The organism is Maritalea myrionectae (assembly GCF_003433515.1).
Classification (GTDB): domain Bacteria; phylum Pseudomonadota; class Alphaproteobacteria; order Rhizobiales; family Devosiaceae; genus Maritalea; species Maritalea myrionectae.
The window spans coordinates 1,394,416-1,409,302 of the sequence record NZ_CP021330.1; the positions used below are offsets into that span (position 1 = coordinate 1,394,416).

Consider the following 14,887-nt stretch of genomic DNA (forward strand, 5'->3'; position numbering starts at 1 on the left):
CACTAGAGCCTCACGATTGTCCCTGTCTGTCCCAAAGAGTTTAAAATGAAACGTTCCCGCATTAATGAAATTATGGCTGAAGCCGATGAGATGATCCGGTCTTTTGGCTTTGTGCTGCCGCCCTTTGCTTATTGGACGCCGGAAGAATTTAAGGCCAATGTCGAAAAGGCGCGGGCCTTGATTGATGCGCGGTGTGGTTGGGATATTACTGATTATGGCGCGGGCCGGTTTGATGAAATGGGCCTGTTTCTCTTTACCCTGCGTAATGGCCGTTTGGCGGACCTGCAGCGCGGTGGCGGCATGTGTTATGCGGAAAAGCTATTGATCTCGCGGCAGGACCAGCTTTCGCCCATGCATACCCATGTGATCAAAGCCGAAGACATCATCAATCGCGGCGGCGCGACCATGGTGATCGAACTGTTCGGCTCCGACGATGAGGGCAATTTTGCCGAAGATCGCGGTGGCGTGGTGCTGTGTGACGGCATTGAACGGCCTTTTGAGCCGGGCGAGAAGCTGAAGTTTGCGCCGGGTGAAAGCGTCACCCTGATGCCGGGCGACTGGCATGCCTTTTGGGGCGAGGGCGGCGATGTGCTGATTGGTGAAGTCTCCACCGTCAATGACGATGAAACCGACAATATTTTCCGCGAGCCGATTGGGCGGTTTGCCGAGATTGAGGAAGATGAAGCACCGATGCATTTGCTGGTGAGTGATTATAAGGGTTATTTGGGGTAATTTACGCCACACCCGGCGTCATCCTCGGGCTTGACCCGGGGATCTAGGCAGGGGCTACTCAAGACGCACAAATCTGATGAATTGCCAGTGAACAATCTGGCCTGGATTCCCGCCTTCGCGGGAATGACGGCGTCGTGGCTTGTTGCGGCCCATTACACCCCCGGCGTCACCCCAAGACTTGATCTTGGGGTCCATTTCACGCTGGCCGGGGTGCAGGGTAGAAGTTATCGGACGAATAGTTTCCTACATAAAGGCATTAGGTGCCGAGCTGTTGTCCGCAAATGGATTGCAAGATCAAGTCTTGCAATGACGTGGGTGCGATTGGCAAGAGAAGTGCTGTCGCCTGCGAGTTCCTGATTAAAATACCGTCGATTTTACCCGTGCGATATGGGCGCGCATTTCGGCTTTGGCGCCTTCGACATCTTTGTTTTTGATGGCGTCGACGATGCGTTTGTGGCCTTCCAGTGAAATCACTTGGCGTTCGCGGTTGTCGTAGATTTTGGTTTTGGGGGGCAGAAGCGAGCGGTTGATGTTTTGCGCTAGCTCATAAAGGGTGGCATTGCCTGTGGCGGCGGCGAGGGTTTCGTGAAACTCATGATCGAGTTTTCGTAGCTCAATCCCATCACTTGTCTGGCCCTGTTTATCGAGAATCGCTTCCAGCATTTCGATATGTCGGGGTTCGCCCATTTCTGCGGCGAGGGCGGCCAATTGTGGCTCCATGATTTCGCGCAGTTGGAAAATTTCAAGGGCGCGGCGGGAGCCGGTATTGGTGGTGACGGCCAAGGTGCGCATCAGATCGCCGCGGGTGGCGGACTGGATGTAGTTGCCGCTGCCTTGACGAGCAGAGAGCACACCTTTTTCCTGCAGTACGCGGATGGCTTCGCGCAATGAATGGCGGGACACATTGAAGATTTCAGCCAATTGCCGCTCAGGGGGCAAGGTGTCTCCCGGGCCGAGATTTTTCTCTTCGATCATGACGCGAATTTTTGCGATCACTGCCTCATAAGCGCGCTCGGGCGCTGGCTTTTGGGCGGTATCTTGCATGTCGGGCTTTGGTGAAGGTGCCAAATTGTTCCCCGCTTTCAATTGGTTTTTATGATTTTTAGCGTAAATCCAATGAAATGCAATGTTTGCATGAGCTTAATTCACAATCCGAGTTCCCCAGTGGCTCAAAAACGAGCTTGTGGCGTGTTGACGCGACGGGCTTTGCAGTCAATATTGGTGCAACCAATTCAATAAGATACCTGCTCGAAAGGGCGATAGGGAGGCCAAGCCATGCAAGCATTTACAACCCGACCAGAAATTCGTGGTGATTTTGGCGTTGTGGCCAGCACGCACTGGATTGCCAGTGCTGTTGGCATGGCGGTGCTGGAACGCGGCGGCAACGCGTTTGATGCGGCGGTGGCTACTGGGTTTGTGCTGCAGGTTGTGGAGCCACATTTGAACGGGCCGGGCGGCGAGGTGCCGATGATTATCGCCAAGTCTGGCGAAGCACCACAAGTTGTGTGTGGGCAGGGTGTCGCGCCGGAAGGGGCGACCATCGCCCATTACCGCAATGAAGGCTTTGATATTATGCCAGGCTCTGGGCTGCTGTCCGCGGTGGTGCCTGGGGCGTTTGACGCCTGGATGATGGTGCTGCGCGATTATGGCACGATGAGTGTCGAGGATGTTTTGAGCTATGCCATTCATTATGCAGAGGCGGGCATTCCGCTGGTGCCCAATATTGTGGGCACGATTGGCAAAGTGAAAGATCTGTTCACCGACCATTGGCAAGGCTCCGCCGCGATCTATTTGCCAGACGGCAACGTGCCCAGCTTGAACGGCAAGTTTGCCAACCCGCAATTGGCGGCGACTTATCGGCGGATTATTGAGGAATCGAAAGTGGTGAGCGGCCGTGAGGCGCAAGTGGATAAGGCGCGGGACGCGTGGTATCGCGGTTTTGTGGCCGAGGCCATTGGCGATTTCTTTGCCAATAATGAGTTGATGGACACATCTGGCCGTGTACACAAGGGCGTGTTGACAGCGGATGATATGGCCAACTGGCAGGCCAGTTATGAAGCGCCGCTCAGCTATGAATATGGCGGATATGAAGTGTTGAAAGCCGGGCCGTGGACGCAGGGGCCCACCTTGTTGCAGCAATTGGCGCTGCTCAGGGGCTTTGATCTGGATTCGCTGGATGAACGCGACCCGCAATTTGTGCATCTGGTGACCGAAGCCGGCAAATTGGCCTTTGCCGACCGCGAAGCCTATTATGGCGATCCGGACTTTGTGGATGTGCCGATGGATGTGTTGCTGAGCGAGGACTATAATGATGCGCGGCGGCAATTGATTGGCGATATGGCCTCCCTGCAATTGATGGCGGGGCACATTGGCGACGCAGCGCCGTTCGCCATTGATCGCCCCAAGGGCCAGACCGAAGAGGGCCGCAACAATACCAGCATGGGTGAGCCGACAGTGGCCAAATTTGACCATCAGGAATTGGGCGAAAATGGCAATGTGAAGGGTGACACTTGCCACTTAGATATTATCGACCGCTGGGGCAATATGGTGACCGCCACGCCAAGCGGGGGCTGGTTGCAAAGTTCGCCTGTCGTGGAGGGCTTGGGCTTTTGCCTGACCAACCGGGCGCAAATGTATTGGTTGGATGAAAAGGCGCCGAGTGCCTTGGCGCCGAAGCGGCGGCCGCGGACAACGCTTTCGGTCAATATGGCGCTGAAGGATGGTCAGCCAGAGCTGATCTTCGGCACCCCGGGCGGGGACCAGCAGGACCAATGGTCGCTGCATTTCTTCTTGCGCCATGTGCATTTCGGCCTGAATTTGCAGGAAAACATCGATTCACCGGGCTTTTTCACCAATCATATTACCTCCAGCTTCTATCCGCGTGAGATCGATGCCGGGCATTTGGAGGTGGAAACCCGTTTTGGCCAGCAAACTATTGAGGCCCTGCGGGCGAAGGGCCACAATGTGGTGGCCGATAGCGACTGGGCCATTGGCCGGATGACCGCAGCGCAGACCAGCGGCGGCTTTTTGCGGGCGGCGGCCAATCCGCGGCAAATGCAAGGCTATGCGGTGGGGCGCTAATTGGCGCCGATTAGGGCGGAATTCATGGTGGAAATATGCCGTGAGAAATGCCATGCTTTGCGCGTCGGTGGGATGACACTTCCAATCAAGGGACAGTTTTAAAATTGGCAGAGAAGTATGATGTGGCCATTGTCGGCGCAGGGATTGCGGCGGCAGGCATAGGTGCGCAACTGGCGCAGCGTGGGCTGAAAATTGTTCTGCTCGAATCAGAGGACCGACCCGGCGTGCACAGCACAGGCCGATCCGCTGCGATTTTCGTGCAAAATTATGGCAATGACACCATTCGGGCACTCAGCCGCGCGTCATTCCAATATTTCCAAAATCCGCCGAAAGAGATTTTCGATTACTCCGTTTTGGGTGATCGGGGCATTTTGTTTGTGGCCAATGAAGCGCACAAACCGCATTTGGACGAGTTGCTGGCGGCAGGCGAGGGGTTGATCCCTATCAGCGTGGAGCAGGCGATTGAGATGATGCCGCTGTTGAACAAAGAGCAACTAGTGGCCGCAGCGCACGAACCCAACGCGAAAGATTTGGACGTGGCGGGCCTGCATCAGGGCTGGCTAAAGCAGATCAAGCAAAATGGTGGCGAAGTGCGCACGGACAGCGAAGTGCTTTCCGGCAGCAATGCATCGGGCCATTGGGTTTTGGAGACAAAGTCCGGGCCAGTCGAAGCGGACAAAATCGTCAATGCCGCTGGTGCGTGGGGCGATGTGGTGGCTGAACGGTGTGGTGTGCGCCCGGTTGGTTTGCAGCCCAAACGGCGGTCGATTGGTGTTTTGCCCTCGCCACAGCCAGAGCAATCCATGCATTGGCCAATGCTGGTTGATGCCGGGGAGACCTGGTATATGAAGCCCGATGCGGGGCAGTTTCTGGTGTCGCCCGCCGACGAAGATCTGGTCGAGCCGCATGATGCCTTTGTTGACGATATGGTGTTGGCCGAAGGGCTTTTCCGCTTTGAAGAAATGATGAATTTTGAAGTGACCCGGCTGGAGCATAGCTGGGCCGGGCTGCGGGTTTTTCCGCCAGATGGTACCCCAATTTCTGGCTATTCAGCGGACCAAAAAGGCTTTTTCTGGCTTGCAGGGCAAGGTGGATATGGCATTCAGACCTCCGCGGCCCTGTCAGAATTGGCAGCCTGCCAATTGATGGAAGTGGAATTACCTACATTTGCAGAGCAATGGTTGGTGGACAGCCTTTCGCCTGCGCGATTTGAACACTAAGAGGAAGAAAAAATGAGCATTAAACGCATTGAACCCGGTTCACGCATGAGCCAAGCTGTTATCTTTGAAAATATGGTCTATTTGGCCGGCCAAGTGGGCACGCCTGCGGCCAGCATTGAAGAGCAGACCAAAAGCATTTTGGACAAGATTGATCGCTTGTTGGCCGAATCTGGCACGTCAAAATCAAATGTGTTGAAGGCGGAAATCTGGCTTTCAGACATGAAGCATTTCAACGAAATGAATGCGGTTTGGGATGCATGGATCGATCCAGCCAACCCACCTGCGCGCGCGTGTGGCGAAAGCAAGTTGGCGACGCCTGATTTTGATGTAGAGATCATGATCACCGCCGCTAAAGTTTAGCAAAAATAGGGCTGCTGATGCCAATTGCGCATTTGTTTATGCAAAAGGGTCAATTGGCAGCCCGGTTTGTTTGCGGTATGACTTGCTTTAGGGTTTAAATAATGCGCGTTGCGCACAACCTAAAGGCATAAGGTTTCAGGGGAACAGCATGGCAGAAATCGAACGCGAAGCAATGGAATATGATGTGGTGATTATTGGCGCGGGGCCTGCAGGGCTTTCGGCGGCGATACGCATCAAGCAAAAAGCGGGCGATGATGTTTCTGTGGTGGTGCTGGAAAAAGGCTCCGAAGTTGGCGCGCATATTCTGTCCGGCGCGATTTTGGATGTGTCCGGCCTGAATGAGCTGATTCCTGATTGGCAGGAAAAAGATGCGCCGATCAAAACCGCTGTCGGCACCGACCATTTCCATGTTTTTTCTGAAACCGGCAAAAAGACCATTCCGCACGCGTTTATGCCGCCGCTTTTGAGCAATAAGGGCTGCTATATCGTGTCCATGGGCAATGTGTGCCGGTGGATGGCCGAGCAGGCTGAAGCGATTGGCGTTGAGGTGTTTCCCGGCTTTGCGGCGTCCGAACTTGTTTATGGCGAAAACGGCGAAGTGGCGGGCGTTGTGGCGGGCGAATTCGGTCTGAATCCGGATGGCACGCCGGGGCCAAACTATGAGCCGGGCATGGAATTGCGCGGCAAATATGTGTTTTTCTCAGAAGGTGCGCGCGGGTCTCTGTCGCAGCAATTGATTGAGAAGTTTGATCTGGCGAAAGATGCTGACCATCAGAAATATGGTCTGGGCATGAAAGAGATTTGGGAGATCGACCCGTCCAAGCATAAGTTGGGGCATGTTGAACACTCCATGGGCTGGCCGCTGGACAAGGATGCGGGCGGCGGCTCCTTTATCTATCATCTGGAAGATAATCAGGTTTATGTCGGGTTTGTGGTGCATCTGGATTACAAAAATCCGCACCTGTTCCCTTATGGCGAATTCCAAAAATTCAAGCACCATCCACATGTGGCCGAGCTGCTGAAAGGCGGTCGCCGCACTGCCTATGGTGCGCGGGTGATTTCAGGTGGCGGTGTTCAATCGCTGCCAAAAATGGTGTTCCCAGGCGGCGCGCTTTTGGGTTGTGCGGCAGGCACGCTCAATTTTGCGCGGCTTAAAGGCAATCATAATGCGATGCTGTCTGGCATTGCGGCGGCTGATGCAGTGGTTGAAGCATTGAGCGCCGGACGCTCGGGCGATGAGTTGACCGCTTACGAGACCGAAGTGCGGACTGGCCCGATCTATAAAGATATCGACAAGGTGCGCAATGTGAAGCCTTTGGGCAAAAAAGGCACATTGGGCGTTATGCTTTCCGGCATGGATATGTGGTGGGCTTCATTGTTCGGCAAGCCGCTTTTGGGCACACAGAGCCATGGCGTTTCTGACGCGGCAGCCACAGGCAAAGCGGCGGATTATCCAAAGCTGACCTATCCAAAACCGGACGGGGAATTGAGCTTTGATCGGCTGACGAATGTGAGCTTTTCGTTCACCAACCACGCGGAAGAGCAGCCTTGCCATTTGAAGCTAAAAGACCCGTCTGTGCCGATTGAAAAAACATTGCCGGAGTATGATGAGCCTGCGCAGCGTTATTGCCCTGCCGGGGTTTATGAAGTGGTGGAGCAGAAGGGCGATGATGGCCCGAAATTTGTGATCAACGCTCAAAACTGCGTGCACTGCAAAACCTGCGATATCAAAGACCCGGCCCGCAACATTGTGTGGACCACCCCGCAAGGCGGTGAGGGGCCGAATTATCCGAATATGTAGGTTGCGATTTGGGCCAGACGCGCACTTGAGGTGCCGATTGGCTTGAATGACGCTGCCTGTCATCACACACCCACGTCATTACCGGACTTGATCCGGTAATCCATTTGCGGTTAGCCAGTTGGCGATATGTCCGCGAATTGGCTCTGACATGGGTCAAAACCACAACCCATTTTTCACCGGGCTACAAATGCTGCATGGACCACCGGGTCAAGCCCGGTGGTGACGGGTGAGGGGAAACACGCGTGTGGGGCTTCGCCTTAGGTTCCCAAATGGTGACCTTTTGGCCACCATTTTTTCTTTCCAAACACCTTTGGCTTATTTTTGATGAAAATTTTTCGATCACATCTTGCCAAATCTAAATCCGGCTGACAGATTTTCAGCCATACTAATTTCTGGCCTCACGCGCGATTTGCGCCTCTCAGGCGATCCAGAACTATATGATCGAGGGATTTAGCTGTGGCACAAGTGCAAAATGCCCAGGGCGCGGGCAATATGTGGACGGATGAGGCGCGGACGACGTTTAAATTGGCGTGGCCGTTGGTGTTGGCGCAATTGGCGCAGATCGGGTTGAGCACATCAGATGTGATTATGATGGGCTGGCTTGGGCCTGAATTTTTGGGCGCCGGGGCGCTGGCGCACTCCTTTATGTTTTTTTTCCTGATTTTTGGCATGGGGCTGGTGACAGCTGTTGCGCCCATGATGGCGAAGGCCATTGGTGAGGAAGATGAGGTTTCGGTGCGCCGCACGGTGCGTCAGGGCTTTTGGGTGTGCATTGCGTTCAGCACAATCGTCATTCCCTTTATGCTGCAAATTGATCATATCTTTTTGCTGCTGGGGCAGGAGCCAGATATTGCGGTGCTGGCGGAGACCTATGCCCGGGTTGGGGCCTTTCAGTTTTATCCCTTCCTTCTGTTCGCGGTGATGCGGTCATTCTTGGCGGCGCATAATATTACCATGGTTGTTCTGTTCGCCACCTTGGTGGGGATCGTGCTCAACATAATTGGCAATTATGGCTTGATGTTCGGCAATTTTGGCCTGCCGCGGCTGGAGCTGTTGGGGGCTGGTATCTCAACTGTGATTGTGCACAGCGCCACCTTCCTGTTTGCGCTGTTTTATGCGCTCGCGCTCAAGCGGTTCAAAGATTACAATCTGTTGCAGCGCTTTTGGAAACCGGATTGGCAGCGCTTTTTCGACGTGATCCGTGTGGGCGTCCCCATCGGTTTTATGTTGATGGCGGAGGTCGGCATGTTCTCTGTGGCCGCCTTTATGATGGGCTGGCTGAGCAAGCCGGAGCTGGCCGCCCATGCGATCGCGCTACAAATCACTGCGATTTCATTTATGGTGCCACTGGGCATTAGCCAGGCCACCACGGTGCGTGTTGGCATTTGCCATGGGCGTCGGTCGCCCATCGGGGTGATGGTTGCTGGCTGGACCAATATCGCCATGGGTGTTGGCTTCATGGTGTTCACCTGCATGTTGTACATTCTGTTCCCTGGTTTTTTTGTCCAGTTCTTCCTCAATCCGGCCGACCCGGAGAATGTTGCGGCGTTCAACTTTGCGGTGACCTACATCATGATTGCCGGCGTTTTCCAATTGGTGGATGGCGGGCAGGTGATGGCAGCGGCCTCCTTGCGTGGCCTTTCAGATACCAAAGTGCCGATGGCAATTGCTTTGTTTGGCTATTGGGTTGTGGGCATTCCAGTGGGTTATTTGCTCGGCTTCGTGTTTGAATGGCGCGGCATTGGCGTGTGGGCAGGCATGGCGCTTGGCCTTGCGGTGGTGGCTGTGTTGTTGACCATTCGGTTTGCGCAGCGCGATCGGCTGGGCTTGGTGCGATATGGGTAAGTTGTTGCTCAACCAATTGTCATTTGGTTGCATGGCAAATTCGATGTAGAATTGGTTTGCGCCTACATTTATTTTAAGGTTAAAATGATTTAGGGCGCATGCGGCTTAGAATTTCGGCTGCCCTGAACAAAGGTATGACGCATCAACCGCTTGACGGTTGCACGCGGGAGGGGGAAGCTAACGCCATGACAGAGAAGTTGCACAACATTATTGCGCCCTATGTGGGCGAAACAGGCGGCCTGATTTCGGCGATGCACGCGGTGCAAGCAGAGTTGGGTTATTTGCCTGAGGATGTGCTGCCCGTGGCGGCAGACCTTTTCAACCAAACCAAAGCCGAAGTGAAAGGCGTGATCAGCTTTTATGCTGATTTCCGTGACCAGCGGGCGGGTGCAAATCATGTGCGCGTTTGCGTGGCGGAGAGCTGCCAGTCTGTGGGGTCACGTGAGCTGGTGGCGGCGCTGGAGGAGCGCTTTGCCCTGAAGCTGGGCGAAACGGATTTGGCGCGGGAGCTGACGATTGAGCCGGTTTATTGCCTCGGGCTTTGCTCGGTGTCGCCTGCCGCCGAAGTGAACGGCAAATTGGTGGCTAAGGCCGATGCTGATAAAATCGCCAAGCGGGTGGAGGCATAGCATGATCAAAATTTACGTGCCTTTAGACAGCGCCGCCGTTGCCCTTGGGGCCGACGAGGTGGCCGAAGCGATTTTGAGCGAAGCGCAAAAGCGCGATGCCTCTGTGCAATTGGTGCGCAATGGTTCGCGCGGGATGCACTGGTTGGAGCCGCTGGTTGAGGTTGAACAGGAAGGCAAGCGGATCGGCTTTGCCAATGTGGATGAAGGCGACGTGTCTTCTCTGTTTGAGGCGGACTTTTTGACCAAAGCTGATCATCAAAGTTGCATTGGCGAAGTGGATGAGCACCCTTTCTTGGCGAAGCAGGAACGGCTGACTTTTGCGCGCTGCGGCATTATCGATCCGCTGGATATAGACGCTTATGAAGAACATGGCGGCTTGGCCGGGTTGAAGCGGGCTATTGAATTGAACCGCGAGGAAATTGTCGGCGATGTGATGCTATCCGGACTGCGCGGGCGCGGCGGTGCTGGCTTTCCGGCGGGCATCAAATGGAAGACCGTGAGCGAAGCCGAGGGCGACCAGAAATATATTGTCTGCAACGCGGATGAAGGCGATAGCGGCACTTTTGCGGACCGGATGATCATGGAGGGCGACCCGTTTTGTCTGATTGAAGGCATGGCGATTGCCGGGTTGGGCGTGGGCGCCACCAAGGGCTATATCTATCTGCGGTCCGAATATCCGGTGGCTCTTAAAGTATTGAATCAAGCGATCAAAATTGCCCAAGAAAACAATCTGTTGGGTGACAATGTTCTGGGATCGAATCAGGCATTTGATCTCGAAGTGTTTGTCGGTGCGGGCGCTTATATTTGCGGTGAAGAGACCTCGTTGCTCGATAGTTTGGAAGGTAAGCGCGGACAGGTGCGGGCCAAGCCACCACTGCCAGCGCTGGAAGGCCTGTTCGGCAAGCCGACCCTTGTGCACAATGTGATTTCCCTGTGCAGCGTGCCGATCATTCTGGCCAAGGGCGGTGAATATTACGCCGATTATGGCATGGGCAAATCCAAAGGCACTTTGGCGTTTCAACTGGCGGGTAATATTGCTCAGGGCGGTTTGGTGGAGAAAGCTTTCGGTCTCTCGCTGCGCACTTTGATTGAAGATTTTGGCGGCGGCACGCGAAGCGGTAGACCGTTTCGCGCGGTGCAGATTGGTGGGCCGTTGGGCGCTTATTTGCCAGAAGACTTGCTGGACCTGCCGATGGATTATGAAACGCTGGCCGAGCATGGCGCGGGCGTTGGCCATGGCGGATTGGTGGTTTTTGATGATCAGGTCAATCTGCGCGAGCAAGCGCATTATGCCTTTGAATTCTGCGCAGAAGAGAGCTGCGGCAAGTGTACGCCGTGCCGTGTCGGCGCGGTGCGCGGCACCGAGGTGATGGACCGCATTGCCAAAGGCGAGGATTGGGCGCAAAATATGGTGCTGCTCGATGACCTTTGCGAGTTGATGGTGGATGGCTCTTTGTGCGCCATGGGCGGGATGACCCCGATCCCCGTGATGAGCGCGAAAAAGCACTTTCCAGACGATTTTGAGCCAGACCAAGCTGTCCGTGCAGCGGAATAGGAGGACGATATGTCGATCCTGAAAGAAAAAGATTTTGGCACCCCCGCATCGAAATCCGACAAACAAGTGTCGGTGACCATTGACGGGTTTGAGGTGAACGTGCCTGAAGGCACCAGCGTGATGCGCGCGGCGGCGACAGTGGGCCTGGATATTCCCAAACTCTGCGCCACCGACAGCATGAATTCGTTTGGCTCGTGCCGCTTGTGTCTGGTGGAAATTGAGGGGCGCAAAGGCACCCCGGCGAGCTGCACCACGCCTGTGGCCGATGGCATGAGCGTGTCCACCCAAACGCCGCGCTTGGAAAAGCTGCGCCGCGGGGTGATGGAACTTTATATCTCCGACCACCCGCTCGATTGCTTGACCTGCGCCGCCAATGGCGATTGCGAATTGCAGGATATGGCGGGCGAGGTTGGCCTGCGCGATGTGCGCTATGGCTATGAGGGGGCAAATCATTTTGATGCGCCCAAGGATGAGAGCAATCCCTATTTCACCTTTGATCCGAGCAAATGCATTGTGTGTTCGCGCTGCGTGCGGGCGTGTGACGAGGTGCAAGGCACTTTGGCGCTGACCATTTCTGGCCGTGCGTTTGACAGCAAGGTGGCGTTGGGCACGGAAGATTTCTTTTCCTCTGAATGTGTGTCTTGCGGCGCTTGTGTGCAGGCCTGTCCGACAGCGACCTTGGAAGAAAAGGCTGTGATCGACCATGGGGTGCCGAACCGCACTGTGTTGACGACATGCGCTTATTGTGGCGTGGGCTGTTCGTTCAAAGCGGAGATGCGTGGCGATCAGGTGATCCGCATGGTGCCTTATAAGGATGGCAAGGCCAATCATGGCCATTCCTGCGTGAAGGGCCGTTTTGCCTGGGGTTACGCCACCCATAAGGACCGGATCACGCAACCCATGATCCGCGACAAGATCACCGATCCATGGCGCGAAGTGAGCTGGGACGAAGCAATCAAATTTGCCGCTGACGGCTTGAAGAAGGCGCAAGAGAAATATGGGCGTAAGTCCATTGGCGGCATCACCTCTTCACGCTGTACTGCGGAAGAAGTGTGGGTGGTGCAAAAAATGATCCGCACCGCCTTTGGCAACAATAATGTGGATACCTGCGCGCGCGTCTGCCATTCGCCCACCGGCTATGGTTTGAAGCAGACCTTTGGTACCTCCGCCGGGACGCAGGATTTTGACTCCGTGGAAGAAGCCGATGTGATCATGGTGATCGGGGCCAACCCGACCGATGCCCACCCGGTTTTTGCCTCGCAAATGAAACGGCGGCTGCGTCAGGGGGCGAAGCTGATCGTGGCTGATCCGCGCAAGATCGATTTGGTGCGGTCTGCGCATATTGAGGCAGATTACCATTTGCCGCTGAAGCCAGGCACCAATGTGGCCCTGATCAATGCGATCGCCCATGTTGTCGCAACAGAAGGCTTGATGGATCAGGGTTTTGTGGATGAGCGCTGCGATTTGCAGAGCTATAAGGAATGGTTTGATTTCATCACCGATGAGATCAATTCACCCGAGAGCGTGGCGGCGGAATGCGGCGTGGATGCGGATGCGATCCGTGAAGCTGCTCGGCTTTACGCGACAGGCGGCAAGGCTGCGATTTATTATGGCTTGGGCGTCACCGAGCACAGCCAAGGCTCTACTATGGTGATGGGCATGGCCAATTTGGCGATGGCCACTGGCAATATTGGCGTGCGCGGTGTAGGCGTGAACCCGCTGCGTGGGCAGAACAATGTGCAGGGCTCATGCGATATGGGTTCCTTCCCGCACGAACTTCCTGGTTATCGCAGTATTGAGGATCAAGAGGTGCGCGGCAGCTTTGAACAGGCCTGGCAGCGTGAGCTCGATGGTGTGCCGGGATTCCGCATTCCCAATATGTTCGATGAAGCCATTTCAGGCCATTATAAGGGCATGTATGTGCAGGGCGAGGATATCGCTCAGTCTGATCCCAACACCAAGCACGTGGAGGAGGCTTTGCGCTCGCTCGATATGCTGATTGTGCAGGACCTGTTTTTGAATGAAACAGCGCGGTTCGCCCATGTCTTCTTGCCGGGCACCAGCTTTTTGGAAAAAGACGGCACCTTTATCAATGCCGAACGGCGGATCAACCGCGTGCGGCCGGTGATGAAGCCTGCGACTGGGCTGGAAGAATGGGAAGTGACGCAGCGGCTGGCCAATGAGATGGGCTATGCCGAAATGAACTATACCAATGCCAGCGAGATCATGGACGAAATTGCGGCGCTGACGCCGACATTTGCCGGGGTGAGCTTTGAGCGGCTGGACCGCGAAGGCTCTGTGCAGTGGCCGTGCAATGATGATGCGCCGGACGGTACGCCGATCATGCATGTGGATGGCTTTGTGCGCGGCAAGGGGGCCTTCGTGGTCACTGAATATGTGCCGACCACCGAGAAAACCAACCGCAAATTCCCGCTGATCCTGACCACGGGTCGGATTTTGAGCCAGTATAATGTGGGCGCACAGACGCGCCGGACCTCCAATATTGATTGGTGGGGCGAGGATGTGCTGGAAATTCATCCGAGTGATGCCGAAACGCGGGGCATTCGCGATGGCCATTGGGTGTCCTTGCGGTCGCGCAAAGGCGAAACCAGCCTTCGCGCTGTGATTTCCGAGCGGATGGCACCGGGTGTTGTTTATACGACCTTCCACCATCCGGAGACGGGCGCGAATGTGATCACCACGGAAAATTCCGACTGGGCCACCAATTGTCCGGAATATAAGGTGACGGCGGTGGAAGTGGCTCCGGCCAACCACAAGTCCGCGTGGCAAGAGCAATATGAGCTTGAAACGCCAAGTTTGCGCCAATTGATGGACGAGTCGAAAGAGCCGGCTGAATAGTGGCGGATAAAGATCAAGAGGTGGCGCGGGCCGTCGATATCGACATTGATGGCGCGCGTGATCAATGGCAATTGGCGAATGAGTGCCCGTTGGCCCTGGTCTATCACCAGCGCAACTATGCCGTGATGCTGGCCAGCCCGCGGGATCTAACAGACTTTGCCTATGGTTTTTCCATCAGCGAGCGCGTTGTGTCCGACGCGTCGGAGATTAAGTCTGTGCGGGCCGAGACAAATGTGCTGGGCATTGATTTGCATATGGAGATTGACGAGAAGCGGCTGGAGCGGCTGGATTTAACCCAGCGACGACGACATTTGGTCGGCGCATCCGGCTGCGGCCTGTGTGGGCTGGACAATGCGGATCAGTTTTTAGCGAGATTGCCTAGGGTGGCGGCGGTAAGGCCAACCACGGACGCGATGGATAAGGCCATGGCCGCCTTCTCGGCGCATCAACAGCTTAATCAGCAAACCCATTCCGTGCATGGCGCGGCATGGGTGTCGCTCGCGGGTGACATTATCGCGGTGCGCGAGGATGTAGGCCGCCACAATGCGGTGGATAAGCTGCTCGGGGCACGGGCGCGGGCCGCATTGGCGGGCGAGGCGTTTCCTGACGGATTTTTGATGGTCTCCAGCCGTTGTTCCTTTGAAATTGTGGAAAAGGGGGCCCGGCATAATGTGGGGGCGCTGCTGTCGATTTCCGCGCCGACCGCTTTGGCGCTGGATAAGGCGGAAGAGGCGGGGCTGCAGCTTTATGCGCGCGCGCCGCAGGGAATTGCTAGGTTTTAGTGCCCACCCGTGCGTCAGTTTTG

The 14,887-nt window shown here is 55.5% G+C and carries 11 protein-coding genes; 10 read left to right on the forward strand and 1 reads right to left on the reverse strand.

Translation table 11 applies throughout. The annotated features are described in order from the left end of the window. Positions 1-45: 45 nt before the first annotated feature. Positions 46-732 (forward strand): D-lyxose/D-mannose family sugar isomerase, encoded by a 687-nt coding sequence (locus tag MXMO3_RS06875; RefSeq protein WP_117395386.1) that lies wholly within the window; start codon positions 46-48, stop codon positions 730-732. A 357-nt stretch (positions 733-1,089) separates the two neighbouring features. Here MXMO3_RS06875 and MXMO3_RS06880 read toward each other — a convergent pair whose 3' ends face one another. Then, positions 1,090-1,800, reverse strand: a complete 711-nt coding sequence (locus MXMO3_RS06880) for a FadR/GntR family transcriptional regulator (RefSeq protein WP_162889162.1) — start codon at positions 1,798-1,800, stop codon at positions 1,090-1,092. A gap of 207 nt (positions 1,801-2,007) precedes the next feature. Here MXMO3_RS06880 and MXMO3_RS06885 point away from each other — a divergent pair, with 207 nt between their 5' ends. The 9 genes from MXMO3_RS06885 to fdhD all read left to right on the forward strand — a co-directional run bounded on the left by MXMO3_RS06885 (position 2,008) and on the right by fdhD (position 14,864). Then, on the forward strand, positions 2,008-3,813 hold the full coding sequence (locus MXMO3_RS06885; RefSeq protein ID WP_117395388.1) for a gamma-glutamyltransferase family protein: 1,806 nt from the start codon (positions 2,008-2,010) through the stop codon (positions 3,811-3,813). Between the two features lie 104 nt (positions 3,814-3,917). Beyond that, a complete protein-coding gene (locus MXMO3_RS06890; RefSeq protein WP_162889163.1) occupies positions 3,918-5,033 on the forward strand; it encodes an NAD(P)/FAD-dependent oxidoreductase in 1,116 nt (371 codons plus the stop codon). Positions 5,034-5,045: 12 nt separating this feature from the next. Further along, positions 5,046-5,393 (forward strand): RidA family protein, encoded by a 348-nt coding sequence (locus MXMO3_RS06895; protein WP_027834478.1) that lies wholly within the window; start codon positions 5,046-5,048, stop codon positions 5,391-5,393. A 148-nt stretch (positions 5,394-5,541) separates the two neighbouring features. Continuing rightward, complete coding sequence (locus tag MXMO3_RS06900) at positions 5,542-7,194, forward strand: electron transfer flavoprotein-ubiquinone oxidoreductase (protein WP_117395390.1); 1,653 nt, start codon at positions 5,542-5,544, stop codon at positions 7,192-7,194. Between the two features lie 456 nt (positions 7,195-7,650). After that, positions 7,651-9,039 (forward strand): MATE family efflux transporter, encoded by a 1,389-nt coding sequence (locus MXMO3_RS06905; protein ID WP_245985815.1) that lies wholly within the window; start codon positions 7,651-7,653, stop codon positions 9,037-9,039. A 185-nt stretch (positions 9,040-9,224) separates the two neighbouring features. Then, on the forward strand, positions 9,225-9,668 hold the full coding sequence (locus tag MXMO3_RS06910) for an NADH-quinone oxidoreductase subunit NuoE family protein (protein ID WP_162889164.1): 444 nt from the start codon (positions 9,225-9,227) through the stop codon (positions 9,666-9,668). A gap of 1 nt (position 9,669) precedes the next feature. Then, complete coding sequence (locus MXMO3_RS06915) at positions 9,670-11,223, forward strand: formate dehydrogenase beta subunit (protein WP_117395392.1); 1,554 nt, start codon at positions 9,670-9,672, stop codon at positions 11,221-11,223. A gap of 9 nt (positions 11,224-11,232) precedes the next feature. Continuing rightward, positions 11,233-14,082, forward strand: coding sequence for a formate dehydrogenase subunit alpha (fdhF, locus tag MXMO3_RS06920; RefSeq protein WP_117395393.1), 2,850 nt, complete (start codon positions 11,233-11,235; stop codon positions 14,080-14,082). After that, positions 14,082-14,864: a formate dehydrogenase accessory sulfurtransferase FdhD gene (gene fdhD / locus MXMO3_RS06925; RefSeq protein ID WP_162889165.1), complete on the forward strand. Its 783-nt coding sequence runs from the start codon at positions 14,082-14,084 to the stop codon at positions 14,862-14,864. The genes fdhF and fdhD overlap by 1 nt, the downstream gene beginning before the upstream one ends. The last annotated feature ends 23 nt before the right edge of the window (positions 14,865-14,887 follow it).

Excerpts from the sequence above, each read along its gene's own strand:
- MXMO3_RS06885 (WP_117395388.1), top strand. The coding sequence starts at position 2,008 with ATGCAAGCATTTACAACCCGACCAGAAATTCGTGGTGATTTTGGCGTT.
- MXMO3_RS06895 (WP_027834478.1), top strand. The coding sequence starts at position 5,046 with ATGAGCATTAAACGCATTGAACCCGGTTCACGCATGAGCCAAGCTGTT.
- MXMO3_RS06910 (WP_162889164.1), top strand. The coding sequence starts at position 9,225 with ATGACAGAGAAGTTGCACAACATTATTGCGCCCTATGTGGGCGAAACA.
- fdhF (WP_117395393.1), top strand. The coding sequence starts at position 11,233 with ATGTCGATCCTGAAAGAAAAAGATTTTGGCACCCCCGCATCGAAATCC.
- MXMO3_RS06900 (WP_117395390.1), top strand. The coding sequence starts at position 5,542 with ATGGCAGAAATCGAACGCGAAGCAATGGAATATGATGTGGTGATTATT.
- MXMO3_RS06875 (WP_117395386.1), top strand. The coding sequence starts at position 46 with ATGAAACGTTCCCGCATTAATGAAATTATGGCTGAAGCCGATGAGATG.
- MXMO3_RS06915 (WP_117395392.1), top strand. The coding sequence starts at position 9,670 with ATGATCAAAATTTACGTGCCTTTAGACAGCGCCGCCGTTGCCCTTGGG.